Annotated in this window: 23 protein-coding genes and 2 tRNA genes; 13 read left to right on the forward strand and 12 right to left on the reverse strand. The window is 34.1% G+C overall.

The features are described from left to right. The first annotated feature begins 171 nt into the window (after window positions 1-171). Window positions 172-1,038: a hypothetical protein gene (locus DR871_RS01615; RefSeq protein WP_113665144.1), complete on the forward strand. Its 867-nt coding sequence runs from the start codon at window positions 172-174 to the stop codon at window positions 1,036-1,038. A 54-nt stretch (window positions 1,039-1,092) separates the two neighbouring features. On the opposite strand, the gene rlmN is transcribed toward DR871_RS01615, so the two are convergent. Beyond that, entirely contained in the window at window positions 1,093-2,136 is a 1,044-nt protein-coding gene (gene rlmN / locus DR871_RS01620; RefSeq protein ID WP_113665143.1) for a 23S rRNA (adenine(2503)-C(2))-methyltransferase RlmN, read from the reverse strand. Window positions 2,137-2,216: 80 nt separating this feature from the next. Here rlmN and DR871_RS01625 point away from each other — a divergent pair, with 80 nt between their 5' ends. Then, the gene (locus tag DR871_RS01625; protein ID WP_113665142.1) at window positions 2,217-2,858 is read left to right on the forward strand and encodes an O-methyltransferase; all 642 of its coding nucleotides are present in this window, start codon (window positions 2,217-2,219) and stop codon (window positions 2,856-2,858) included. Window positions 2,859-2,953: 95 nt separating this feature from the next. Here DR871_RS01625 and DR871_RS01630 read toward each other — a convergent pair whose 3' ends face one another. From DR871_RS01630 to DR871_RS01660, 8 genes are all read right to left on the reverse strand, one after another. Next, window positions 2,954-3,529 (reverse strand): phosphatase PAP2 family protein, encoded by a 576-nt coding sequence (locus DR871_RS01630; RefSeq protein ID WP_113665141.1) that lies wholly within the window; start codon window positions 3,527-3,529, stop codon window positions 2,954-2,956. Further along, window positions 3,529-3,930, reverse strand: coding sequence for a twin-arginine translocase TatA/TatE family subunit (locus DR871_RS01635; RefSeq protein WP_113665140.1), 402 nt, complete (start codon window positions 3,928-3,930; stop codon window positions 3,529-3,531). The genes DR871_RS01630 and DR871_RS01635 overlap by 1 nt, the downstream gene beginning before the upstream one ends. A gap of 108 nt (window positions 3,931-4,038) precedes the next feature. After that, window positions 4,039-6,282: a M1 family metallopeptidase gene (locus tag DR871_RS01640; protein WP_113665139.1), complete on the reverse strand. Its 2,244-nt coding sequence runs from the start codon at window positions 6,280-6,282 to the stop codon at window positions 4,039-4,041. A gap of 64 nt (window positions 6,283-6,346) precedes the next feature. Beyond that, a complete protein-coding gene (locus DR871_RS01645; protein ID WP_113665138.1) occupies window positions 6,347-6,850 on the reverse strand; it encodes a DUF6702 family protein in 504 nt (167 codons plus the stop codon). A gap of 80 nt (window positions 6,851-6,930) precedes the next feature. Beyond that, the gene (locus tag DR871_RS01650; RefSeq protein ID WP_129752518.1) at window positions 6,931-7,686 is read right to left on the reverse strand and encodes a hypothetical protein; all 756 of its coding nucleotides are present in this window, start codon (window positions 7,684-7,686) and stop codon (window positions 6,931-6,933) included. A 33-nt stretch (window positions 7,687-7,719) separates the two neighbouring features. Continuing rightward, window positions 7,720-7,890, reverse strand: a complete 171-nt coding sequence (locus tag DR871_RS16375; protein WP_165355294.1) for a hypothetical protein — start codon at window positions 7,888-7,890, stop codon at window positions 7,720-7,722. Window positions 7,891-7,912: 22 nt separating this feature from the next. Beyond that, window positions 7,913-8,641 carry a peptidase associated/transthyretin-like domain-containing protein gene (locus DR871_RS01655; protein ID WP_165355295.1) on the reverse strand — a complete coding sequence of 243 codons (729 nt, stop codon included), beginning with the start codon at window positions 8,639-8,641 and terminating at the stop codon, window positions 7,913-7,915. After that, on the reverse strand, window positions 8,631-9,401 hold the full coding sequence (locus DR871_RS01660; RefSeq protein ID WP_242497060.1) for a hypothetical protein: 771 nt from the start codon (window positions 9,399-9,401) through the stop codon (window positions 8,631-8,633). The genes DR871_RS01655 and DR871_RS01660 overlap by 11 nt, the downstream gene beginning before the upstream one ends. A 131-nt stretch (window positions 9,402-9,532) precedes the next feature. On the opposite strand from DR871_RS01660, the gene pepE reads away from it, so the two are divergent. After that, window positions 9,533-10,240: a dipeptidase PepE gene (gene pepE, locus DR871_RS01665; protein ID WP_113665136.1), complete on the forward strand. Its 708-nt coding sequence runs from the start codon at window positions 9,533-9,535 to the stop codon at window positions 10,238-10,240. A gap of 164 nt (window positions 10,241-10,404) precedes the next feature. On the opposite strand, the gene DR871_RS01670 is transcribed toward pepE, so the two are convergent. Further along, window positions 10,405-10,477 (reverse strand) — tRNA-Gly (locus tag DR871_RS01670). Window positions 10,478-10,521: 44 nt separating this feature from the next. Continuing rightward, window positions 10,522-10,594 (reverse strand) — tRNA-Gly (locus tag DR871_RS01675). A gap of 172 nt (window positions 10,595-10,766) precedes the next feature. Between DR871_RS01675 and DR871_RS16600 the strand changes: the two genes are divergently transcribed. Continuing rightward, window positions 10,767-10,898, forward strand: a complete 132-nt coding sequence (locus tag DR871_RS16600) for a hypothetical protein (protein WP_256371166.1) — start codon at window positions 10,767-10,769, stop codon at window positions 10,896-10,898. 189 nt (window positions 10,899-11,087) lie between these two features. After that, window positions 11,088-12,677, forward strand: a complete 1,590-nt coding sequence (locus DR871_RS01680; RefSeq protein WP_242497061.1) for a L,D-transpeptidase family protein — start codon at window positions 11,088-11,090, stop codon at window positions 12,675-12,677. Here DR871_RS01680 and DR871_RS01685 read toward each other — a convergent pair. Then, a complete protein-coding gene (locus tag DR871_RS01685; protein ID WP_113665134.1) occupies window positions 12,666-13,388 on the reverse strand; it encodes a murein L,D-transpeptidase catalytic domain family protein in 723 nt (240 codons plus the stop codon). The genes DR871_RS01680 and DR871_RS01685 overlap by 12 nt on opposite strands. A 188-nt stretch (window positions 13,389-13,576) precedes the next feature. On the opposite strand from DR871_RS01685, the gene DR871_RS01690 reads away from it, so the two are divergent. From DR871_RS01690 to DR871_RS01725, 8 genes are all read left to right on the forward strand, one after another. Further along, window positions 13,577-15,970 (forward strand): DUF5916 domain-containing protein, encoded by a 2,394-nt coding sequence (locus DR871_RS01690; protein ID WP_113665133.1) that lies wholly within the window; start codon window positions 13,577-13,579, stop codon window positions 15,968-15,970. 136 nt (window positions 15,971-16,106) lie between these two features. After that, complete coding sequence (locus DR871_RS01695; protein WP_113665132.1) at window positions 16,107-18,524, forward strand: DUF5916 domain-containing protein; 2,418 nt, start codon at window positions 16,107-16,109, stop codon at window positions 18,522-18,524. 141 nt (window positions 18,525-18,665) lie between these two features. Then, the gene (gene gpmI / locus DR871_RS01700; protein ID WP_113665131.1) at window positions 18,666-20,183 is read left to right on the forward strand and encodes a 2,3-bisphosphoglycerate-independent phosphoglycerate mutase; all 1,518 of its coding nucleotides are present in this window, start codon (window positions 18,666-18,668) and stop codon (window positions 20,181-20,183) included. Window positions 20,184-20,337: 154 nt separating this feature from the next. Further along, window positions 20,338-21,114 carry a carbonic anhydrase gene (locus DR871_RS01705; RefSeq protein ID WP_207209792.1) on the forward strand — a complete coding sequence of 259 codons (777 nt, stop codon included), beginning with the start codon at window positions 20,338-20,340 and terminating at the stop codon, window positions 21,112-21,114. Further along, the gene (locus DR871_RS01710; protein WP_113665130.1) at window positions 21,111-21,884 is read left to right on the forward strand and encodes a DUF2490 domain-containing protein; all 774 of its coding nucleotides are present in this window, start codon (window positions 21,111-21,113) and stop codon (window positions 21,882-21,884) included. The genes DR871_RS01705 and DR871_RS01710 overlap by 4 nt, the downstream gene beginning before the upstream one ends. Window positions 21,885-22,363: 479 nt before the next feature. After that, window positions 22,364-22,996 carry a leucine-rich repeat domain-containing protein gene (locus tag DR871_RS01715; protein WP_113665129.1) on the forward strand — a complete coding sequence of 211 codons (633 nt, stop codon included), beginning with the start codon at window positions 22,364-22,366 and terminating at the stop codon, window positions 22,994-22,996. Window positions 22,997-23,107: 111 nt separating this feature from the next. Beyond that, on the forward strand, window positions 23,108-23,779 hold the full coding sequence (locus tag DR871_RS01720) for a TetR/AcrR family transcriptional regulator (protein WP_113665128.1): 672 nt from the start codon (window positions 23,108-23,110) through the stop codon (window positions 23,777-23,779). 12 nt (window positions 23,780-23,791) lie between these two features. Beyond that, window positions 23,792-25,453, forward strand: coding sequence for a peptidase domain-containing ABC transporter (locus tag DR871_RS01725; protein WP_113665482.1), 1,662 nt, complete (start codon window positions 23,792-23,794; stop codon window positions 25,451-25,453). The last annotated feature ends 2 nt before the right edge of the window (window positions 25,454-25,455 follow it).

The following is a 25,455-nucleotide window of genomic DNA, read 5'->3' on the forward strand; positions in this document are numbered from 1 at the left end:
TTTAAATCTGTACAAATACTTAATATTCCCCAATTCGTTAGAAACCGTTTTATTAACTCTAAAACCTTTAAAATTATTAGAGGATCACCCCGCTGTTTTAAGCATATAATAAAATCAAATAATACAATTGGATTACCTTTAATTATTAGTATAAATTAAAAATTTTATATCATGAAAACAAAAATTTTATCAGGTATGGCATTTATAATGCTAAGTTTTTTTATCAGTTGTGATTCCAATAATAATGATGATAATGATCCTAATCCGTCTCCGGTCCTCACAACAGTGGATGTAGCGAATGAATCAAAAATTGATGTCGCAATAGATGATGTAGTATTCATTGTCGAGGATCAATACACCACTCAACAAAATTCAACCAATAAATCCAGTGCCACTTCAAAAGGTTTTTTACCCACGTGCGCAACCATAACAACAGTATTAGCAGACGGAATTTGGACTAGAACAATTGATTTTGGAACAGCAGGTTGTTTGCTCCCAAATGGAAACCTGGTAAAAGGAAAAATCATCATTAGTTTTTCTACTGATTTTACCAGTCCCATAAGAACCATTTCCTATACTTTTGTCGACTTTTATCACAACAATAAACTTCTTCAAGGAAACAAAACAATCACTTACGAATTGAAAAGCACGGCCTTACTAGCGGAGGTTCATCCCGTAATGACTTTTACTGTTGATATGAAAATCACCTTCGATGACGGTAAAATTTACACAAGAACAGGCACTAAAGTTAAAGAAGCCGTTGAGGGAAATGGAACACCGCTTATCTGGGATGACAATGTATTTTTGGTTACTGGAAACAGCACAACAACTTTACCTGAAGGAACCATCATAGTAAAAACAATAACCACTCCTTTGCGTTATGTAATGACTTGTAATTTACCATTTCCAGTAGGCGGCGTTGTTACTATAACTAAAAATGATTCTGAGGGAGTATTAAATTTTGGAAATGGAGTGTGCGACAATCTCGCAACGCTAACAATAAATGGCGTTACAACCGAAATCACTCTTCAAAAATAGCCGCTGTATTTAAACCAAAAAGCATTAAGACGTTTTATATCTTAATGCTTTTTTTTATGCTTCTTTATTGGCGAGTTGCCCGCAAGCAGCGTCAATATCTTTTCCGCGGCTACGACGAACTTTCACCACAATTCCGCTGGCTTCAAGTGCTTTTATGTATGCATTTATAGATTCTTCCGAAGCTTGTTGAAATTCTCCATCATCAATAGGATTGTACTCGATAAGATTCACTTTGCAGGGAACGTATTTGCAAAACTTCACCAAAGCATCTATGGAAGCTTTATTGTCATTGATATCTTTCCAAACGACATACTCGTAGGAGATTTTGCTTTTGGTTTTTCGGTACCAATACTCTAATGATTCACGTAAATCTGCCAAAGGAAAATTAGCACTAAACGGCATAATTCGAGAACGAATTTCATCTATTGCCGAGTGTAGTGAAACGGCAAGTTTGAATTTCACATCATCATCCGCTAATTTCTTAATCATTTTTGGCACTCCCGAAGTCGAAACCATAATACGTTTAGGTGACATTCCTAAACCTTCCGGAGAAGTAATCATTTCGATTGCTTTCAACACATTATTATAGTTCATAAGCGGTTCGCCCATTCCCATGAAAACAATATTCGATAACGGATGATTGTAATACAAACGGCTTTCTTTATCAATGGCAATTACCTGATCATAAATTTCAGCTGGTTCTAGATTACGCATTCTTTTTAATCGTGCTGTAGCGCAAAAGTTACAATCTAAACTGCAACCTACTTGACTCGAAACACAAGCTGTTGTTCTTGTATTTGTAGGAATCAAAACTGATTCGACCACCAAACCATCATGTAAACGAACCGCATTTTTCACAGTTCCGTCCTCACTGCGCTGCATCGTATCCACTTTGATGTGATTGATGACAAAGTGCGTTTCCAGCATAGTTCGTGTTCCTTTGGAAACATTAGTCATATCCTCAAAACTATGTGCGCCTTTACTCCATAACCATTCATACACTTGATTTCCACGAAAGGCTTTATCGTCATTAGCAACGAAAAAATCACGCAGTTGTTCTTTTGATAAGGCTCGTATGTCTTTTTTATCGATTTCCATGGTGCAAAGTTAGTAAGTATTTTGAGGTTTTCGTTATTTGTGAATTTGGTTATTTGTAATTTTGTGAAAAATTTAAAATAATGCATTTCATTTCCCAAGAATTAGAAGACTACATCGAGCAACATTCTGAAAAAGAACCCCCTTTATTGGCGGCTTTAAACAAAGAAACCTACCAGAAAATTCTGTTGCCGCGAATGTTGAGCGGGCATTTCCAAGGTCGGGTTTTGAGTATGTTGTCAAAATTGATTAGACCTGTGAATATTCTGGAAATTGGAACGTATACCGGATATTCAGCATTGTGCTTGTGCGAAGGTATGCAGGAGAACGGACAATTACACACGATTGACATCAAAGAAGAATTAGTTGATTTTCAGCGCAAGCATTTTGACAAATCCCCCTGGGGAAAACAAATTTTCCAACATTTAGGAGAAGCAGTTGCCATTATTCCAACACTGGACATAAAATTTGATTTGGTTTTCATTGATGCCGATAAAGAGAATTATCTCAACTATTTTGAATTGATTGTTCCAAAAATGAACAAAGGCGGAATAATATTATCCGACAATGTTTTGTGGAGCGGTAAAGTATTAGAACCGCTGAACCCTAAAGATTTGAGCACAAAAATATTATTGGAATACAATCAATTGCTGGCAAATGATCCTAGGGTAGAAACTGTTTTATTACCTATTCGCGATGGTTTGACGGTGAGTAGAGTCTTGTAAATTCAACTATTCCTTTCGAAACAACTGCCTAGCCCTGATGGGAGCGGCATCCCACGCCTTTTTGCGTGGATACAGCGTACAGAAGGAAATTGCTCCTAGTCCCTTATCCGTAACGGAAAATACTTTTGTTGGACCATTTTGTATACTTTATACATCAAAAAACCCGAGGTAAATCCAAATAAATAACCTGATAAAATGTCTAATGGATAATGCAATCCGAGATAAATTCTGCTATAAGCAAAGATGAAAGGCCATAAAAATAACAGCCAAAAATATTTGAAATACTGTCTTAAAGTAAAATATAATAATGTTGCAACAGCCATCGAATTCGAGGCGTGACCCGAGAAAAAACTAAAAGATCCTCTGAATTGAACGATGCGAATTAAGGATTTTATTTCAGGATTATTACACGGTCGCAAGCGTTGAAATCCGTTTTTGAATACATTGGTCATTTGATCTGTAAAGGTGACCAGTACCGCTACAAATAGCAGTAAGTAGAGTGTTTGTTTTGCTCCAAGTTTTTTGAAAATCACATACAGCAAAAGTAAAAAAAGAGGAATCCAGTTGCTTTGTTTAGTAATGAATGACCACAAACCATCATATTTTTCTGATCCCAAACTATTTAAAAACACAAACAATTCCGTATCTAATGAAAGTAATTTTTCTACCATTACATCTGACGTTTTATAGGCCCAGTAATATCTTCTATTACTTCTTTAGTAGTTTCAATAGGAGCGGTTGTATCTGCCAACAAACTGTCTTTGGCTTTATTAATTTCTGAAGTAATGTTGCCGGTTATATCAGTAAATTGAGATGTATCGCCCAACAAATTTTCCTTCGCTTTATTGATTTCAGAGGTAATATTCCCCCTAAAATCGGTCAATGTTTTCGCATCGAATCCGTTTGCCTCAGCGCCTTTTTGAATTTCACTTTTAATGTCATTCGTTGCGTTTTTCAATTGCGCCATTGCTTTACCCATGGTACGGGCTATTTCAGGAACTTTATCAGAACCAAAAAGCATAAGCACTATAAACATGATAAAAATTAATTCGCCTCCACCTATACCAAACATATTTTTTGTTTTTGATTGTTACAAAGATATCAAATTTTGAATCTTTGACTTTTAATTTTTTCATAAAAAAAAGACTCTTTTCAGAGTCTTTTTTACAAGTTTTATTTTTTAGTCAAATTTAGATTTCACTTCTTCTTTCGGCCAAGTATTATTGGTCACATCAATATCAGCAGTTTCTAATTTTGGATCCACTTGGATTTTTTTGATTGCTTTTTCAGTCGCATATACTTTCTTAGCGGTATCATTGTTTTTTCTCCAAATTTGAGCTGGATATTTGAATGACTCTTTTGTATCATCTTCGTACGTTAACTCAACAATAAGCGGCATTAACATTCCTCCAGGTTTATTGAACTCTACTTCGTAAAAGTATTTTGGAGATTTTATTTTTGTTTTTTCATCCGCTATAAAGTTTTTATTTACATAGTCCGCTAATAAATTTACATCCGCAATTGCTAATGCTTTCTTTTCTTTTGCAGATAATTCTTCGCTAGTTCCAGGAACTAAATATACGAAAGGTCCTTTTTCCTGTCCAAAACGTCCTCTTCTTACCGTTGCATCCTTTAGCTCTTTAGTAGCCGTTTCAGACACGTAATATTGTTTAACTTCTTTAACGCCGATATCTACAAAATCAGTGGAGTAAAACCATCCTCTGAAAAACCAGTCTAAATCTACTGCCGAAGCGTCTTCCATCGTTCTAAAAAAGTCTTCCGGAGTAGGATGCTTGAATTTCCATCTGTTGGCATATACTTTAAACGCATGGTCAAACAATTCTCTTCCCATGATCGTTTCTCTAAGAATATTCAAGCCTGTCGCTGGCTTACCATACGCATTTGCACCAAACTGAACTATTGTTTCAGAGTTAGACATAATAGGCTCCAAGAATTTTTGATCACCGCTCATGTAAGGAACAATTTTGCTCGCAGGACCACGACTTGAAGGGAAATTTGTTCCCATTTCCTGCTCAGCCATGTATTGCATGAAAGTGTTCAAACCTTCATCCATCCAAGACCACTGACGCTCATCAGAGTTTACAATCATGGGAAAGAAATTGTGTCCTACTTCATGCACTACTACCCCAACCATACCATTTTTTATGCGTTCACTAGTTACTCCTTTTTCGTCAGGACGACCGTAATTCCAGCAAATCATTGGATATTCCATACCTTGATCTTCTGCAGATACTGAAACCGCTTTTGGATAGGGATAATCAAACGTATGTGCAGAATAACTTTTTAAAGTATGTGCTACCGTTCTTGTTGAAGTTTCTCCCCATAAAGGATTACTTTCTTTAGGATAAACTGAAATTGCCATTACCGTTTTCTCACTTAATTTAACCGCCATGGCATCATAAATGAATTTTCTTGAAGTGGCAATTCCAAAATCTCTAACGTTCTTAGCGCTGAATTTCCATGTTTTCTTCTTATCAGAGAATCCTTTTTCATTTGCTTCAGCTTCCGCTTGTGTTACAATAACAACCGGATTATCATAGGATTTCATTGCAAGTTCATATCTTTTGACTTGTTCCGGAGTAAACACTTCGCTTCTGTTCATAAGCTCACCTGTTGCTTCCATAACGTGATCCGCAGGAACTGTAATATTTACATCAAAATTTCCAAAAGGCAATGTAAATTCTCCTGTTCCCCAAAACTGCATATTCTGCCATCCTTCAACATCATTATAAACCGCCATTCTAGGATAGAATTGAGCAATCACATATAATTTATTTCCGTCTTTTTCGAATAATTCATATCCTGAACGACCGCCATCTTGTCTGTAATTGTTGATATTGTAAGACCATTTGATTGCAAAAGAAAATTTCTCTCCAGGTTTCATTGGCGTTGCCAAATTGATACGCATCATCGTTTGATTAATCGTATACGACAATGTGTTTCCTTTTACATCCTTCACGAACTCAATGTTAAAACCACGCTCTTGCTCTTCTTTTAAAAATTTATTAGCAAAACCTCCCGCTGGAAAAACCTGCTCCATTCTCTGGCTTTCCGCCAATGGTGTTTGTGAGTTTTTAGCAGCTTGATTTTGATCTAACTGCACCCATAAATATTCTAAAGTGTCCGGAGAATTATTAAAATAGGTAATGGTTTCCGAACCACTTAATCTTGAATTCTTATCGTCAAGCTCAATATTTATTTTATAATCCGCTTGTTGTTGGTAGTAAGCCGGACCTGGAGCTCCTGAAGCCGTACGAAACATGTTAGGCGTGGCTAACAAATCATACATTTGACTAAATTTGTTTGTGTCGTACTTTCCGGTTTGTTTTGGTGTTACCGGCACTGTTTTTTCCTGTGCAAATAACAATGCAGGAAAAAACAATAATAAAGATAATTTTTTCATAGGTGGGAATCTGGTTGTTTCAATGGGTGAAAATAATAATTTTAAGCAGATACATCTACATTAATTAATATTTTAACATTCCCTTGGATGTGGATTCCGTAAAAAGCAATGTGTTTTTGACTCCAGAAACATTAAAATGCATGATATTTTGTTGCTCTGAATTACCTTCAGTGATTACAGCATTATAGATTTCCAAGGAATTTATTTTTTGAATTTCTTTTATGCTAAAGTAACAAATGAGTACATCACCTTCCATTTCTTTGCTCAAAAAATGTATCGATTTGGTCTGACCATTTACTTTGATATAAAATTTTTCGCTGAAGTATTTTTTCAAAAAATTTATATCATCAACAGATTCATTTTCTGAACCTAAATTGATTTTCTTGCTGTACTTTTTTCCAACTGCAATATTCAAATCATCTACAAAGATGCGAGTCGTTATCTGAAGCATTTTCTTTTCAGGAGCGTAATTCACCTGATACAAAGCCACATAAAACTTATGTACACCAAAAGAAGTTAATGTTAAAAATAGTAAACCAAAAAAAGTGATTAAGATTGTTTTTTTCATTCGAAGATTCTATTTGTTTTTTATCGGAAAATGGTATCGCCATTCTTCAATCATATTTGTATTCTGGAATCATGGCGATTTCATTTTTGCAAAGTAGTAATTCTTTTAAACTCTTCGTTCTTGGTGATTAAAAAATCAATTAGTAAAAACTCATCTTCTTCTTTCAAAAGATTTTTTGATTTCGGATCACTTTCACAATAATCCAGAAAAAGACTAATTTCTTCCGTTTTCAACTTCAAGGTATTGGTAAAAAAATAGCGATCTAACCCTTTAGAAACGACATCAGAAAAATCTGCTTGAGCATTTAACCCTGCCTTTTCATCCGAATCTTTTTTAAAGACTTTGGAAACCATTTTAAATATTCTAACAAAATCCATTCCGTTTTCAATGGTTCCATCTGAAGGCATTGTTCTGTTTATCGGTGAAGATTTCGCATCATCCGTAAATTGCGTATCCACGATTGACTGAGAATTACTGATAGCTGGCTTTATATCCATTTTACCTTTTACAATTACTTCTTTCAAAAGTGTAGTTTGCGCCTCTAAATTGATTACAAACAGCGTTTTTAAAAAATCCTTTTCTTGAAGTACGATTTTTTTAGACTTAAAAAAAGGACTTGAAACCAGCAACGTATCTTTGGCTTTCGCCAAAATATCAAAAAAACCTTGATTGCCGATGAAGGTTCTTGTTTTCGAATTCAAATTAAAAACATAGCCATTGTCTACCAAAGCGGATTCATTTACAAATTGTCCGTGGAGTGACTTTCGAGTTTCAATTTGCCCAAAAGAAAGTTGGCAAAAGAAAAGGAAGCACATTATTTTTATTTTAGTTTTCATCTGAAATTGTTTTACTGTAATTAATTTAGACATCTAACCCTCCGAGAATAAATAAAAACCTTCTCCAGCATTATTTGTTTGTGTTGTTTTTCCGTTCGTTAAATTTAAGATATTTATTCCATTTACGCCTACAGAATCTACCCTGATTTTTCCTTTTACCAGCTTTTCATCGAGAGTTTGTCCAAAAGAAATTTGGCAAATCATAAAGAACATTTCCCTTAAAATGTTATTTATTTTCAAGCGCTATAATTTCGTTATAATTCTCAGCAAGTTGCACGATTAAATACATAATCAATGTTTTGTTCTTTGCTCGCAACGCATTTGCAAACACACCATCATCAACACAATAATACTGAAATCCTTTGATATAATCCGACGGAATCCTTAAGGTTTCCGTGTAATATTTATCTTCAAAAAGCACATCAATTCTAGCCAAAAGCTGTTCTTTCTTTTCTACAATAATTTCCTTTTTCAACATAGCTTTTCTCCCGGATATCGTATTCAATAGCCCGTCAATTCCACCACCAGAAGTTGCTGTGTATAATTTCCTTTCAGAAGGTGTGTATTTCTTTTGACCGTAGGGAATAATTCCTAAACTCTCCGCAGTAATAGATGATTCATTCACTATTACTTCTTTCAAAATAATACTTTTAGGAATCATCTGAACCGTAATAACTTCCTCTACCAAATCCTGTTTAGTGATTTTCCGGCGAAGAGCCTCTAAATTAACGGCTGTGAAGAATAGAATATCGCCTTCTTTTCCGGGGATTGTAAAAAAACCATTAGCATCTGAAACCGTTGCTTTTTCCGTTGACACATTTACAACGTTAATGCGATCCACTGCAACAGAATCTGAAGTTATTTTTCCTCGAATTTCCTTCGTATTATTGGTCTGCCCAAAGGCAACCTGAACCAACAAAAGGATTACAAACTGTAGCGTATTTTTAATTTTCACCGGCAATTATTTCTTTATACTTAGTAGCTAATTCTCCTATCAAAAAAGTAGTCATTGTAACATTTTTAGATTTCAGAACCGTCACAAATCGTTCATTTTCGATACTGTAATATTCGAATCCTTTGACATATTCAGCAGGTATTTTTAATTTACTCACAAAGTAATCGGCAGTAAACAAATTCTCTAACTGTCTTAAATAGGATTCTTTCTTTTCAATCTCAACTTCTTTTTTCAACATCTTAGTTCTTCCCGAAATCCAATTTAACAATGGATCCGCCGAAACTGATCCTCCCATCATGCTACCCGCATTTGCGGAAGCATTAAGATCACTGGCCGTATACAATTTGCGTTCAGCCGGAGTATACGTTTTCTGACCTCTAGGAATAATCCCTAATGAAGATGCATTAATCCCATTTCGAACAATCACTTCCCGCAATTGATTCACTATTGGCGTGACTTTCACATAAAGAACTCCTTGTTCAAAATCATCCTGAGTCAACAGCAATAAAGTCTCTTTGAACTGCGGCGCAGTAAACAGCAATGTATCACCAGCAGCTGCCTGAATAAAAAAATTACCATCACGATCCGTAATTGATGCCTTTTCTGTTTTTTTGTTTATAACATAAATACCTTCCAAAACTGAAACATCAGCAGTTACTTTTCCGTTCAATTTTCTTCGGGACGCATCTTGTGACCAAACATTTGTTATAGTAAAAGCCAAAAATAAGTACACAATTCTAATCATCTCTTTGATAGCCATTATTGACACCTCGTAAAAGTATCTTAATGCATTCCAAATTAAGTACTAAAGACTTGGTAAAAAAATGTTAATTAAAAATTTGAAATAAAAAAGACCGATTTAATATCTTTAGCACAAATTATGCACCAAAAATGAAAAACATACTAATCGCAAGTACCTCAACACTTGCAAACGAGAATTATCTGGAGTATCTATTACCGGAATTGACAACGCATTTCCAGGATTGTGACACGATTCTTTTTATTCCTTACGCCAGACCTGGCGGTATTTCGCATCAGGAATACACTGCAATGGTTGGCTTGGCTTTCGCCAAAATAAATAAAAAGGTAATAGGAATTCACGAATTTGAAGATCCCGCAGAGGCGATAAAAAATGCCGAAGGAATTTTCACAGGAGGCGGAAATACTTTTGTTCTGGTATCCCAATTACACAAGAACAATGTGATGGAAACCCTTTCGGAAGTTGTAAAAAATGGGACTCCGTATTTAGGAACAAGCGCAGGAAGCAACATTTGCGGACTTACGATGCAAACGACAAACGACATGCCGATAGTTTATCCGCCAAGTTTTAAAACGCTTGGATTAATTCCTTTCAATTTGAATCCGCATTATTTAGATCCAGACACTTCTTCAAAACACATGGGCGAAACACGAGAAACCCGAATTAAAGAATATCATGCATTTAATACTGTTCCGGTTTTAGGACTGAGAGAAGGCAGTTGGCTAGACGTAAAAGGAGATTCAATTACTTTGAAAGGCAATTTGAAAGCACGATTGTTTCGACAAAATCAAATTCCTGAAGAATTAGAACCTGGAACTGAATTGAATTTTGTAAAATGATTTTACAAAATCTCCAAAATAAAAAAAGCCGAAACAATTAAGTTTCGGCTTTGAAGAGCGAAAGACGAGGCTTCCCGTATCTCTTCGTTGACGGGATATCCCGAAGCTTCGGGACTAGCACAACCTTAAAATAAAAAACCTCAAACAATAGTTTGAGGTTTTAGAGCGAAAGACGAGGCTCGAACTCGCGACAACCAGCTTGGAAGGCTGGAGCTCTACCAACTGAGCTACTTTCGCATTATAACAGTAAAATAAGATTTCAAAGTAAATTTGAAACTTAGAGCGAAAGACGAGGCTCGAACTCGCGACAACCAGCTTGGAAGGCTGGAGCTCTACCAACTGAGCTACTTTCGCATTAACAACGGTGCAAATATAATTAATAACTTTGCTTCAATGCAAGTTTTTTTCTTAAAAAGTCTCAATCTTACCTCTTAAACCTTTTTTAAAAAAGAGGATTCAAATCATAAAGAATTTAATATGAAAATATTATACCTTTATAGGACACAAAAAAATCTTTGAAAAAATAATGCAAAACATCAAACAAATAGTTGCTTTGGATGCATTTTCGGTACGACTTCCTACACTTCGGATGGAAGAATCGCTAGAAAGTTGTCGTCTTGACGGCCATATTTTAGCAACAGCTGTTCATTTTGGTTGATATAACTCTGAAAATCTCTTGGGAGTAGTTCCCATATTTGAAGTAAAGAACATGCATTCACCCATGAAAAAGAGTGCAGCAAAAACAAACCAAATCTAATTTGGTTCAACGCCGGAAAAGGAAGGTTTTATTTTTTTATAGTAAAAGGTCTAGGAATCGAACAATAAAGTATAACATTTAAAGGTATAAATGATGAATAGTACATTTTTGATTGTGATGCTGTTGACCTTCATTAGTTGTAAAAAAGAAGAACTAAAAAGTGAGGTAATCTTGAAAGAAGAGATTGCAAAACCTCATGTGCAACCGGAAGGAAAACCAACCACTATGGACTCCACTTTAGTACTTTCGTTCCGCAACAAAGTACTTACAGATTTTTACACGTCTACGAATTTCAGGACAGTTTGGCAATCCGAAGAAAAGAGAAAAATAATTTTAAGAGAACTTCTCAAATCAGATGAAGAAGGATTAATCCCCGAAGATTACAACGTAAAAACGTTATTTGATTTCGAAAAAAAAGCAGCCTCTCTAGATTCTGTAGATTTGGCAAAATATGATATTTTACTGACTTCCAGTTTACAAAAATACATCTCACATCTTACTAACGGAAGACTAAATCCTCGAAAATTATATAAGAACTGGGATTTGAAACCAAACGAAATAGATCTAAATACAACAGTCGCCCAATTACTTCAAACCGACTCCTTGGCTTATAAAATAGAGCAATTGAAACCCAATCACCTTATTTACAAAAGATTAAAAAAAGCACTTCAGCAAATTAATTCTTTTCCAAAAGACAACTTTAAATCCATAAAATTTACAAAAATAATAACTCCGAATGATACCAATCCTTCTTTAATCGACATCAAGAAACGATTAATTTATTGGAAAGAATTGCAACCTAAAGATAGTCTTACTACTATTTATGACGAAGAAACGGTTAATGCCTTAAAAAAATTCCAAAGTCGGCACGGTTTAGCCGCTGATGCAAAAATTGGAGCCGGAACCATTGCTTCCCTTAATTTTTCTAAAACCCAACGCACACAACAAATACTGGCTAATCTGGAACGCTGGAAATGGTATCCGAAACAAATGGGAAAGGAATATATTATCATCAACATTCCAGATTATAAGTTGTCGCTGGTAAACAATAATGATACGTTGAGAACACACCGAGTAATTGTAGGAAGAGCTAAAAGAAAAACACCAGTGCTGAGTTCTAAATTAACACAAGTCGTTTTTAATCCAACCTGGACGGTTCCGCCAACCATCCTGAGGGAAGATGTAATCCCTGCTATTTTAAGAAGTAGAAGCTACTTAACGCAATCAAATATTAAAGTTTACGATAGTAATGGAAGAATTGTAAGTCCTTACGAATGGCAATTATCTCAGGCCAAAACGTATCGATATGTACAAAGTCCGGGTACTTTCAATTCGTTGGGCATGGTGAAAATCATTTTTCCAAACCGTTTCTCCGTTTATTTACACGATACGAATCACAGGGATTATTTTGACAAAATAGATCGTTCATTAAGTTCTGGCTGCGTCAGAGTAGACAATCCATTGGAATTAACAGAATATATCCTAAACGACGGAGTCAATTGGAACCTGGAAAATATCACAGAAACTTTACAGAATGAGAGAACAAAATTTGTAAAAATCAAAAAAGAAATAGCTTTTCATCTACTATATTGGACCGCTTGGAGCGAGAACAACAAATTGATTTTCAGAGATGATATTTACAACCTTGACGCAAATTTGTACGATAAATTACGAAATTGATTTAGCTCCAAATACAGAAGCTCTCGAAGGATGATAAATAAAGAAACACGATTTGTCTTTGATTGTGCTGATAATCTCTTTAGATAATTCAGCAGGAACAGCAGGACAGCCTTGACTTCTTCCTAACCTATGGTTATTTTTAATAAATGAATTGGAAACATAATCTGCTGCGTGCATCACTACACCTCTTGCTCTTGCATTATCATTTACTCCTTTTTCTAAACCGTCTAAACGAAGTGACATTCCGTGTTTACCATTATAAATTTCACCTGTAGCGTAGAACCCTAAGCTACTTTTATAAGACTCTGAAGCATTAGAAAAATTAGAAGCGTATTCTTCACCAGTATTTCTTCCGTGGGCAACCAGAGAGTGAAACAGGACTTCACCAGTCATCAAATCAATTACCCAAAGTCTTTTGGTATTAGAAGACAAACTAAAGTCGATTAAGGTTAAAATATCTTTTTTGATCAATCCTTTATCTTTCAAGGAATAATACCCTTTCAAAGCAACAGCAAAGCTTTCCAATTTTGGCAAAGCAAATTTGTCAGAATGTAAATGATTGTAGGCTATTTCAATTTTAGTCTCAACACTAGTTTCTAACGCCTTAGCATAAATTACTGGTTTAACATTATTTGGTTCAGAGAAACTTATTTTACTTGGAGATAATGAAGCAAGCATAAACAAAACAGTAGGAAGTATCGTATAAATCATTGATTTTCTTTAAGTTATAGATTAATTCGGGATTGCAAACGTACGCCAATAATTAAGAATCAAATCGTATTTAACAAAAATTTAGTTTTACAATAACGAAAACTACGACTAATTATTGAGTGAATAATCATAAAAAAGGCAATTTGTATGTTAATTTTTCTATTTTTGTTCATATTCAATCCCAATTTATGTCAAAATTATATTCTGTAACTCTATTTTTTTTAATATTCTTTAGTCATACTGCTTTTAGTCAAAAAAAGTCACTTCAAGCAAAATCTATCACAGAAAACATTACAATAGATGGCAAGATTAATGAGCAAATCTGGGAATCTGCATCGATTGCTTCGGATTTTATCATGTTTGAACCTGACAATGGAAAACCGATAAGCAATGATAAAAAAACAGAGGTAAAAGTATTGTATGACAACAATGCCATTTACATATCGGCATTACTTTATGATAACGAACCCGATAAAATTCAAAAAGAAATAACCAATAGAGATGTTTTTGGTGTTTCGGATCATTTCTCCGTTTACCTCAATGGTTTCAATGATGGCCAACAAGATTTTAGGTTTTTTGTAAGTGCGGCAGGAGTTCAAATGGATTGTTTGGCAACAGAGGATTATGAAGATTTTACGTGGGACGCCATTTGGGACAGCGAAGTGACAATTACTGAATTTGGCTGGGTTGTAGAAATGAAAATTCCTTATGCCGCTTTGCGCTTTTCGAAGGCCGATAAACAAACTTGGGGCTTAAACTTCATGCGTGAAATAAAGCGTGATGTACAAAAATATACTTGGAACAGGATTGACACTAAAATAGGCGCTGTTATTCCACAAGCAGGAATTCTTCAAGGAATAGAAAACATTCAAACTCCTACACGACTTTTCCTAATACCCTATTCATCCGCTTATTATCAGCAAAGTGACATTGGTTCAGACACCACTTTAAAAGCTGGATTGGATATCAAATACGGTATCAACGACTCTTTTACATTAGATGCGATTTTAGTACCTGATTTTGGACAAACAAAATTTGACAACGCAATTTTAAACCTATTGCCTTTCGAACAGCAATTTGCTGAAAACAGACCTTTTTTCACGGAAGGAACGGATTTATTCAGCAAAGGCGGACTATTTTATTCCCGAAGAATTGGTGGTGCTCCAAGCACCGAACCAATCACCAATTTGAACGAAGAAATAACGGATTATCCCAGCACTGTAGATTTATTGAATGCCGTAAAAATATCCGGACGTACAGAAAAAGGCTTGGGAATTGGATTCTTGAATGCTGTTACAGAAAAAACTAAAGCTACTATTTTAAATATTGATACGGGAGAGGTAAGAAAAGAAGTAATTGAACCTTTGACAAATTACAATATGTTTGTCGTGGACCAACGCTTTAATCAAAACTCTTCGGTGACTTTTGTTAATGCAAATACTACCAGAAACGGTGGTTTTAGAGATGCAAATGTTGCGGCATTACTGTTTGATTTAAATACAAAAGCGAACACTTATAATTTATATGGTGACTTTAAATACAGCTCCATCAATACCATTGAAGACTATGATGGATTTAAAACAGAAATTGGATTTGAAAAAACAAGCGGGAAATATAGGTACGGGTTTTCTGGAAAATATCTTTCAGAAAACTACGATGTGAATGATTTAGGAATCAATTTTTATTCTAATTATCATAATGCCTATGGACATGCAAGCTATAGAATTGTGAATCCTACCAAAATTTTTAATACTTTCAGAATAAATGAATATGTGAATTTTGAAATAGACAATACTTCCGGAAAATTACAGACTGGTGCTTTTGGGACAGAAATTAAAGCAACAACATTAAATAATGACACTTTGGAATTTGTAGCTGAACTTTCACCATTCAAAACATTCGATTTTTACGAGCCTCGTGAATATGGAAGATATGTATTTCTTCCAGAAAAAATGATCGCCATACTAAATTTTACGTCAAACGATAACAATCCTTTTACACTAATTATCCAACCTACAGTTACAAAATACAATGAGAGTGGTAGAAATAATTATGGTTTTTATTTAGGTCCAAAATACCGATTCAGCGACAAATTTTCTTTATCCTTCGCAGCAGAATACACCAATATGAAAAATGATCGTGGCTGGGTTGCCTTTGATGATACAGGAATTATATTTGCAGAACGCAATCGAGAAATCCTTCAAAACGATTTTACCGGAAAATATGCACTGAACAACAAAATGACAATTAATTTAACAGCTCGCTATTATTGGTCGTATTCTAAAAATCATGAATTTTTCACCCTGCAAGACAGCGGCTATCTAACTCCAAACACAGCTTACGCACAAAACAAAGACCGGAATTTTAATTCCTGGAACTTTGATTTATCCTATTCATGGTGGTTTGCACCAGGAAGCGAAATCTCAGTTTTGTACCGTAATTATGGTTTACAAAGATCTGACATTGTTGAAAAAAGAGCATCCAAAAACCTCGACAACATCTTCAACAGCGATCTTACAAACGTGCTTTCTGTAAGCATTCGTTATTTTATTGATTACAATTCGGTAAAAAATAAATTTTAATTTTTTCAAAACAAACTGTAACATTCGATTGAAAAGGGAGTCTATTAATCCAAACTACTGTGTGGATTGGTGATTTGTCCCTTTGAAACTATTTTGGTTTTTCTAATTTTGCATCAATCAATCAATCAACAGTTTCATGAAAAATAATTTATTGCTTTGTTTCCTCTTCATAAGTGTCTTTGGTTACAGCCAAAAAAAAACATTACAAACAAAATTCATTTCCGAAAAAATCGAAATTGATGGTAATTTAAACGAACCTATTTGGCAATCTGCTGCAGTAGCAGCTGATTTCATTATGTTTGAACCTGATAATGGCAAGGCAATTCCTGAAAACAAAAGAACAGAAGTAAAAGTCTTATACGATAACGACGCCATATATATTGGAGCCATGATGTATGACGACAATCCAGATAAAATTTTAAGAGAAATCACTCAAAGAGATAATTTTGGCACTTCTGATATTTTTGGAGTTTTCATAAATGGTTTTAATGACGGGCAGCAAGATTTTCAATTTTTTGTAAATGCGGCTGACGGTCAGGCCGATTGTATTACAACCGACACCAATGGCGAGGATTATTCCTGGGACGCCGTTTGGAAAAGCAAAGCCGTAATTACAGCTAAAGGTTGGATTGTCGAAATGCGAATTCCATACGCAGCACTCCGTTTTTCTGGTGAAAACAAACAAACTTGGGGACTTAATTTTTTTAGAGAAATAAGACGAGACCGACAAAAATTTACTTGGAACTTCATCGATTCAAAATTGGGAACATTTACCCAACAAACAGGGGTCTTGGAAGGTATTGAAAACATTAAACCTCCTACCCGACTTTTTCTTTTACCGTATTCTTCTTTTTATGTTAATGCTGATTCGAGACAAAAAACATACGGAACACTTAAAGGCGGATTGGATTTAAAATATGGAATAAACGATGCTTTTACGCTGGATATGATTCTTGTTCCTGATTTTGGACAAACAAAATACGACGATCAAATCCTAAATTTAGGACCATTCGAACAACAATTTAATGAAAATAGACCTTTTTTCACGGAAGGAACGGATTTATTCAGCAAAGGAAATTTAGTTTATTCAAGACGAATTGGAGGAAATCCAATCAATTATCCTACCGCAGCTGCAAACGAAGAAATCATTGATAATCCCGCTAGTGTAAACCTTATCAATGCATTTAAAGTTTCTGGAAGAACCAAAAATGGATTGGGAGTTGGAATCTTAAATGCTGTCACCGAAAAAACAACTGCAACCATCAGAAATAACGACACACAAGAAGTCCGAAAAGAAGTTGTTGAACCGCTGGCAAATTATAATGTATTAGTTTTAGACCAGCGCTTTCGCAAAAATTCTTCTGTTGCGTTTGTTAACACAAATGTTACCAGAAACGGAAGTTTTAGAGATGGAAATGTAACCGCCTTAGTTTGGGATTTGAATACTAAAAAAAACACCTACAACCTTGCCGGTGATTTCAAATACAGTTATATCAATGGTGTAGAAGATAAAAAAGGGATTAATTCCCAATTGAATTTTTCTGAAACCAGCGGTAAATTTCGTTATGGCATGGGGGCTGACATCACAACCAAAGATTTTGACAACAATGATTTAGGAATCAATTTTGAGACTAATTATTACAGTGTATATGGTAACACCAGTTATAGAATCCTTAATCCGACGAAGTACTTTAACACTTTCAATGCCAGAATAAACGCTTATTCACAATTTCAAAAAGAAACAGGCAAATTACAAACGGGCAATATTAACTTTCAGATTAATTCGAATACCAAAAAAAATCATTACTTCGGAATAGGTTTCGATGCGAATCCGGTAGAGACCTACGATTATTACGAACCAAGAACCGCTGACAGATACGTCATAAAACCAAGTAAACTTGGAGGTTTTATTTATATTTCAACCAATTACAACAATAGTTTTGCCATTGATTTCAATCCGTCATACGCCGTTTTTGATGAAGCAGGAAGAAATTCCTATGGTTTTTCTGTGGGTCCAAGATATCGTTTTAATGATAAATTATCACTGAATTACAACTTCAACTTTTTTAGGCAAAACAATAATAAAGGCTATATTGACAGCATTAATGACGACATGAATTCGGCTACTCCAAACACGATAATTTTTGCCAATAGAAATGTAATTACCTATTCAAATACACTTTCAGGAAAGTATTCACTGAACAGTCAGATGACGTTTAATATTTCGTTACGCCATTATTGGTCCTATGCCGAGAATAAAAATACTTTATCCTTAGAACAAAACGGCAGACTTACGGATTTTACAGGATACACAGACAACAAAAACTCAAGTTTTTATTCCTGGAATGCTGATTTGTCTTATACTTGGTGGTTTGCGCCAGGAAGTCAGGTTTCTGTTTTGTATCGAAACAATGCTGGTGCTTTTGAAAGAAACATTAATAAAGAATTTAGAGAGAACTTCACCAATTTACTGAATAACGATGCATTGAGTCATGTTTTCTCGATCAGTGTGCGCTATTTTATAGATTATAATGAAGTGAAGAATAAATTCTAAATGCATAAACCTTAAAAAAGGTAACTTTCCACAACAAAATAATCATTATTTGTGATGCTTAGCCTCTGAATCTATAATAGTGATTTTGATTCACTTGAAGATTTTTAGAAATACTTTATCTTTGCTTAAAATAAATTTGCAATGAATAAAAAAGTAATTCTAATGATTTTGGACGGTTGGGGAAAATCTCCTGACCCAAAAGTTTCTGCTATCGATAATGCCAATGTTCCATTTATTAATAGTCTTTATAGAAATTATCCAAGTGCTCAACTTCGAACTGACGGATTAAACGTTGGTCTTCCTGAAGGTCAAATGGGAAACAGCGAAGTAGGTCACATGAATCTTGGTGCGGGCCGAATTGTATATCAGGATTTAGCCAAAATAAATTTAGCAGTTGCTCACGACACTTTAGCGAAGGAGCAAGTTCTAGTTGATGCCTTCACGTATGCCAAAATACACAATAAAAAAGTACACTTTTTAGGTCTGGTTTCAGATGGAGGTGTACACTCTCATACGTCTCATTTACGCGGCTTGATTGACGCCACACAACAACACGGATTGCAAAAAGTTTTTGTTCACGCCTTTACTGACGGTCGTGATGTAGACCCAAAATCCGGTAAACATTATATACAGGATTTACAGGATTATATCGCTAATACTACCGTAAAACTGGCTTCAGTTGTAGGACGTTATTATGCAATGGACCGCGACAGACGTTGGGAAAGAGTAAAACTTGCCTACGATTTATTAGTAAACGGAATTGGAACACATTCAACAAATGCAGTGGCTTCCATCGAGGATAGTTATGAAGTCAATGTAACGGATGAATTTATTCATCCAACAGTTATGGTTAATGAATACGACCAACCATTGGCCACAATTGAGGAAGATGATGTGGTTATTTTCTTTAATTTCAGAACAGACAGAGGACGAGAATTAACCGAAGTATTGACTCAGATGGATTGTCATGAACAAAACATGCACAAACTTAATTTGTATTATGTTACGCTGACTAATTATGACGAAACGTACAAAAACGTAAAAGTAGTTTACAACAAAGATAATATTACGGAAACTCTTGGAGAAGTTTTAGAAAAAGCACACAAAAAGCAAATTCGTATTGCAGAAACGGAGAAATATCCTCACGTAACTTTCTTCTTTTCCGGCGGAAGAGAACAGCCCTTTATTGGCGAAAGCCGCATCTTGAAAAACTCTCCTAAGGTCGCCACTTATGACTTGCAACCGGAAATGAGCGCCTTTGAATTGACCGATGCTTTGATTCCCGAATTGGAGAAAGAAGAAGTAGATTTTGTTTGTCTTAATTTTGCAAATGGCGATATGGTCGGACACACCGGAATTATGAGTGCTGCGATAAAAGCCTGTGAAGCAGTTGACCAATGTGTCGAAAAAGTAATCACGGCAGCATTAGCCCATAATTATACTACCATCGTAATTGCAGATCACGGGAACTGTGAGACAATGATTAATCCTGATGGAAGTCCAAATACAGCACACACTACAAATCCTGTCCCAATTATTTTAGTAGACAAAGACTTGAGAGTGATTCATGATGGAGTTCTTGGCGATATCGCTCCAACAATCTTGGAATTAATGGGTGTCGAAAAACCGGAGGTAATGACTTGTCATTCTTTACTTTAAATAAAACCAATAAGCAATATTTGAATTGAAAGCTACTCCAAACGAGTAGCTTTTTTTATAAATAAAAGTTAAATTTTCATTGTTAATAGCAATACTATTATTTTAATTTATATTTGTATTAAATTTAAATGCATCACTATAATTAATTAAAAACATGAAAAAAAGTATTCTATTTTTAATGTGTTTAAGTGTAGGTCTAAGCACTTATTCGCAAGAAAAACAAGTCAAAAAAAACAAATCAAAAAAAATTGAGATTGATTCCGTACAATGGAAAAAAGAACATTACGTCATTAATAGAGATTCCGCTTATGCAGATCCTAGGATTGGCATAAAGAAATTAATGGGCGGAAACAAACGTTTTATTGAAGGGAGAACAATCAAACCAAGGCAAGACATGAATACCATAAAAAGCCTAGAAAACGGACAGGAACCCTTTGCAACAATTGTAGGCTGTTCAGATTCAAGAGTGCCTAATGAAATGATTTTTGATCAAGGTTTAGGTGATTTATTTATCATCAGAACTGCTGGACAAGTATCTGCTGCGGCATCTTATGGCAGTATGGAATTTGCCGTATTAAAATTAAAAACAAAATTAATTGTAGTGCTGGGACACACAGAATGCGGTGCAGTAGCTGCAGCTGTAGAACGCCCCGAGGATGTACCCGGCCACATTGTAACCCTGATTAATGAAATTAAACCCGCGGTGGCAAAATGTGCACATTTACCTGGGAATCATGTTAATAATGCAGTCCGACAAAATGTTGTTGACCAAGTTAATAACCTGCGCGATTTAGACCCCATTTTACATAAAAAATACTTAAATGGTGAAATATTAATAGTAGGTGCGGTATACGATATCCACACAGGAAAAGTAGAATTCCTACCAGAAACACTAAACAACTTGCCACAGCCAAAAAAGAATACCAAATGAAAAAAATAATATTTATAACACTGTTGTCACTAATGGGCAGCAGTGTTTTTTCACAAAATACTAGATTAAATGACCACAACCAAATAGGATGGTTAGGATATTTTGGGACATTTAAAGTTTCCAATAAATTTAGCTTGCACTCCGAGTACCAGTGGCGAAGAGACAATTATATTGCTGATAAACAGCAAGGATTAATGCGTGTAGGATTGAACTACCAAACCAATCCAAAATTGCAATTACGATTAGGATATGCCTGGATTGAGACCTATCCTTATGGTGATTTTCCAATAAATGGAATGGGAAGAGATTTTACGGAACATAGAATTTTTCAGATGGCTACTCTCACAGATAAAATATCAAAATTTGATCTTTCGCATCGTTTTATGCTCGAACAGCGTTTCATAGGAAGATATACAAATCCAACAATAAGAGTAGAAGATGACTATCTATTCCTTAATCGTTTACGATATATGTTTCGAATTCAAATGCCTTTAAAAGGAAAAGAAATAACAAACAAAACAACATACATTGCCGCCTACAATGAAATACTTATAGGATTTGGAAAAAATGTAAATAAAAATATATTTGATCAAAACCGAATAGGAATTTTACTAGGTTATAAATTCAACAATAATTTTAGAGTTGAAGGCGGTTATATAAATCAAACGGTACAACTTGGAAGAGAAATAGAACAAAGAAATGTATTTCAAAACAATAATGGATTCATAGTAAACACACTAATAAACGTAGACCTTACTAAAAAAAATTAATACTAAAAAATAATTGATTCTTTAGCATTAGAAAAATATAATAAGACATATGCTATTACTTAAAATCAAATTTGTGGAATAAATTTTTGATTGCAAGAAAACCACAATTTATTGGAAATATGGATTCTTAAAACCAAGGATTAATGATGCCCTAAGCTCGATTAGAAAGAGGCTTTTATTGTTTAAATTAGGCGATTTCGAATTTCAAAGAAGAAATTTTTGAGCAATTAATCAACATTTTACCGTAAAATATCATCATATCTTGAAAATATCGTTAAGTTAAACTTTCAATTTTCAGATACTTACACGAATCTAATTTCATTATTTGCACATTTTTTTTAATGATAAATCGAGTTCAGGTTAATTACTAAACAAGAAGTAAAAGCATGCGTTTCTTAAAAAAAAGTTAAAGTCACATAATCAATAGCATTACTATTGATTATGTGATTACTTTTGTTGAATAATCTAAAAAAAATAAAATGAAAACGAACTTAATTTTGGCATTTTTAATCGTCTTTTCAAATGCATTATTTGGTCAAATTAAGCCTGATCAAAGTAAAGATTACAATAATTTAGAAGAAGCTCTGAAGAATCCTGAAATGATTTACAGACTAGATCTGAGTAATCAAAGAGTTAAACTAGATACTATAAATTGGACAAAGTTTACTAATCTTACCTATCTAAATCTTAAAAATGATCATCTGAAGGAAATACCAATTGGCATTACAACTCTAAAATCTCTAAAGACAATTGATTTAAGTGGAAATGATTTCAATATATTACCTAGTGATTTTTCTAATTTGACCGCATTAGAAGAGGTGTTTTTAAATGATGAAAAGAAAATGAATTTGCCTAAAACGCTGAACATTTTAGCAAAACTGCCCAATTTAAAATCCCTGCATTTAGAAAATGATCACTTAAAATCATTACCAAGTGAACTACTGCGTTTTAAAAATCTAGAAAAATTGTATTTGGGCAATAATGAATTGAAGCAAATCCCAGTTCTCAAAACATTAGATCATTTAAAATATTTAGATTTAAAAAATAATAATATCGAAACTGACATTAGAGATATGAAAAATTTAAACTTTGGCCTAAAAATTAATTTCTAATAATAACCAATAAAACTTATCTTTAATTAAAAATACGTTTTAAATACAAGCAGTGAAACAATAATATAAAATCCCTTTTTGTCTCTCAAGTATATCATCAAAATTTTAAAAATGAACACTATTTTAGCAAATATAACAATAACAGTCAACGATCAACTTTACGTCAAGAATCCTGAAACTTCTTCTTTAGGAAAAAAAATAATTGAGCATAGTATTTTAATGATAGATGAAATAGGTTTTGAAAATTTTACGTTCAAAAAGCTTGGTGAAAAAATTGGTTCAAATGAAAGTTCAATCTATAGATACTTTGAAAGTAAGCATAAACTATTATTATATTTATCCTCGTGGTATTGGGGCTGGATGGAGTATAAATTAGTGTTTGCAACTAATAATTTATCTATACCATTGGAGAAATTAAAAAAAGCTATTACTATTTTAACGGAAAAAATTGAAGATGATTTTACAACCGCCCATATCAACGAATCTATTCTAAACAAAATAATAATTGCCGAATTCACAAAAACATTGCTAACAAAAGACGTTGACGAGGAAAATAAAATTGGTTTTTTCTTAGTGTATAAAAGAGTAATCAATAGAGTTATAGAAATGATACAAGTGGTAAATCCTGATTATAAATATGCAAAAAGTTTAGCCTCATCAATAGTCGAAGGTGCATTACACCAGCATTTTTTAAAGGACCATTTAAAAACAATTACAAATTGTAATGAAACTATTTCACCAACCGATTTCTACATTGATTTAGTTGAACGAATTACAAAATAAGATATTATGAAAATTTCTCCATTAAAACGTTTTTACAATTTACTTGAATTAGATAAAAAAGATGTTTATCAAATATTTTTCTACGCTATTTTTGCCGGATTAATCAGTTTGTCTTTACCGCTGGGTATTCAGGCGATCATCAACTTTATACAATCCGGAAGAGTAAGCGCCTCTTGGATTGTTTTAATTATTTTGGTGATTTTTGGTGTTGCATTAGTGGGGATTTTATCCTTGATGCAATTGCGAATCACTGAAAATTTACAACAAAAAATATTTGTTCGCGCCTCATTTGAATTTGCAGCCCGTTTGCCCAAAATAAAAATGGATCAATTGTACAATTCCTATCCACCGGAATTAGCCAATCGCTTTTTTGATACAATGACCATCCAAAAAGGAACTTCCAAGCTGCTAATCGATTTTTCTGCGGCGCTGTTGCAAATTGCTTTTGGAGTAATTTTACTGTCTTTATACCATCCCTATTTTATTCTGTTTGGTGTACTACTTTTTTTCCTTTTGTATTTTATTTTCCGATTCTCTTTTAAATCCGGTCTGGAAACAAGCTTGAAAGAATCAAAATTCAAATATAAAGTAGCAGGCTGGTTACAAGAATTAGCTCGAAATAATTATAGTTTCAAAAATGATCTTCATTATAATTTTGGACTTGAAAAAAATAATAATATCGTTAGTGAGTACTTAAATTACAGGGAGAAACATTTTAGCATCATCAAAAGACAATTCACCCAATTAATTCTTTTTAAAATTTTAATAACTGGAGGATTATTATCTATTGGGGGCTTTTTGGTACTTTCAGAACAAATGAATATTGGCCAATTCGTAGCGGCAGAAATCATTATTTTATTAGTTATAACCTCTGTCGAAAAAATTATAATTGGACTCGAAACATTCTACGATGTACTGACCTCAATTGAAAAAATTGGTCAAGTGACTGACATGGAATTAGAAGAAGACACCGCTTTTAGCAGCGACACTTGCTATGCTAATATATCATTGGAAATAGAAAATCTTACTTTTAAATTTCCGGACTCCAAGAAGGAAATATTGAGTAATTTATCCCTTAAAATAGAACAAGGAGAAAAAATAGCGATTGAAGGTCCTAATGGTTCTGGAAAAACAACGCTAATTCGCATATTATCCGGATTATTACAACCTACATCGGGTACTTTTTACATCAATGACGATACCTATAGAAAAATCAACCTAAAGCAATATCGCTCTCAAATTGGCGGTATTATTCACGGTGAAACGCCATTTGAAGGTACTCTGTTAGAAAACATTACGTTCAATGACAACTCAATCACTACTGAGAATCTAAAATGGGCTATTGAGGGCGTCCAACTTTCCAGCTTTGTAAAAACGCTGCCGAAGGGTCTCGAAACACACATATTCCCGGAAGGCAAGCAATTGTCATCTTCCGATGCTGAAAAAGTACTATTGGCTAGAAGTATTATACACAAACCAAAAATCCTTTTTTATGAAGATCCCACGGACATGATGGACATTAAAGTTGCTAATGAAATTATTGATTTCCTTACATCCGAGAAGAATAACTGGACGATAATAGTTTCCTCAAAAAACCCATATTGGAAAACCAAATGCAGTCGTATTATCACTATGGAAAATGGAACTATTCAACTTGATTTAAAAAATAAATAGTA

The sequence above is a fragment of the Flavobacterium petrolei genome, from assembly GCF_003314435.2.
In the GTDB taxonomy this organism is placed as follows: Bacteria; Bacteroidota; Bacteroidia; order Flavobacteriales; family Flavobacteriaceae; genus Flavobacterium; species Flavobacterium petrolei.

Excerpts from the sequence above, each read along its gene's own strand:
- DR871_RS01625 (WP_113665142.1), top strand. The coding sequence starts at position 2,217 with ATGCATTTCATTTCCCAAGAATTAGAAGACTACATCGAGCAACATTCT.
- DR871_RS01710 (WP_113665130.1), top strand. The coding sequence starts at position 21,111 with ATGAAAAAAATAATATTTATAACACTGTTGTCACTAATGGGCAGCAGT.
- DR871_RS01660 (WP_242497060.1), bottom strand. The coding sequence starts at position 9,401 with ATGGCTATCAAAGAGATGATTAGAATTGTGTACTTATTTTTGGCTTTT.
- DR871_RS01645 (WP_113665138.1), bottom strand. The coding sequence starts at position 6,850 with ATGAAAAAAACAATCTTAATCACTTTTTTTGGTTTACTATTTTTAACA.
- gpmI (WP_113665131.1), top strand. The coding sequence starts at position 18,666 with ATGAATAAAAAAGTAATTCTAATGATTTTGGACGGTTGGGGAAAATCT.
- DR871_RS16600 (WP_256371166.1), top strand. The coding sequence starts at position 10,767 with ATGCAAAACATCAAACAAATAGTTGCTTTGGATGCATTTTCGGTACGA.
- DR871_RS01615 (WP_113665144.1), top strand. The coding sequence starts at position 172 with ATGAAAACAAAAATTTTATCAGGTATGGCATTTATAATGCTAAGTTTT.
- DR871_RS01720 (WP_113665128.1), top strand. The coding sequence starts at position 23,108 with ATGAACACTATTTTAGCAAATATAACAATAACAGTCAACGATCAACTT.
- DR871_RS01695 (WP_113665132.1), top strand. The coding sequence starts at position 16,107 with ATGAAAAATAATTTATTGCTTTGTTTCCTCTTCATAAGTGTCTTTGGT.
- DR871_RS01705 (WP_207209792.1), top strand. The coding sequence starts at position 20,338 with ATGAAAAAAAGTATTCTATTTTTAATGTGTTTAAGTGTAGGTCTAAGC.
- DR871_RS01650 (WP_129752518.1), bottom strand. The coding sequence starts at position 7,686 with ATGAAAACTAAAATAAAAATAATGTGCTTCCTTTTCTTTTGCCAACTT.
- DR871_RS16375 (WP_165355294.1), bottom strand. The coding sequence starts at position 7,890 with ATGATTTGCCAAATTTCTTTTGGACAAACTCTCGATGAAAAGCTGGTA.
- rlmN (WP_113665143.1), bottom strand. The coding sequence starts at position 2,136 with ATGGAAATCGATAAAAAAGACATACGAGCCTTATCAAAAGAACAACTG.
- DR871_RS01690 (WP_113665133.1), top strand. The coding sequence starts at position 13,577 with ATGTCAAAATTATATTCTGTAACTCTATTTTTTTTAATATTCTTTAGT.
- DR871_RS01635 (WP_113665140.1), bottom strand. The coding sequence starts at position 3,930 with ATGTTTGGTATAGGTGGAGGCGAATTAATTTTTATCATGTTTATAGTG.
- DR871_RS01640 (WP_113665139.1), bottom strand. The coding sequence starts at position 6,282 with ATGAAAAAATTATCTTTATTATTGTTTTTTCCTGCATTGTTATTTGCA.
- DR871_RS01715 (WP_113665129.1), top strand. The coding sequence starts at position 22,364 with ATGAAAACGAACTTAATTTTGGCATTTTTAATCGTCTTTTCAAATGCA.
- DR871_RS01680 (WP_242497061.1), top strand. The coding sequence starts at position 11,088 with ATGATGAATAGTACATTTTTGATTGTGATGCTGTTGACCTTCATTAGT.
- pepE (WP_113665136.1), top strand. The coding sequence starts at position 9,533 with ATGAAAAACATACTAATCGCAAGTACCTCAACACTTGCAAACGAGAAT.
- DR871_RS01685 (WP_113665134.1), bottom strand. The coding sequence starts at position 13,388 with ATGATTTATACGATACTTCCTACTGTTTTGTTTATGCTTGCTTCATTA.
- DR871_RS01630 (WP_113665141.1), bottom strand. The coding sequence starts at position 3,529 with ATGGTAGAAAAATTACTTTCATTAGATACGGAATTGTTTGTGTTTTTA.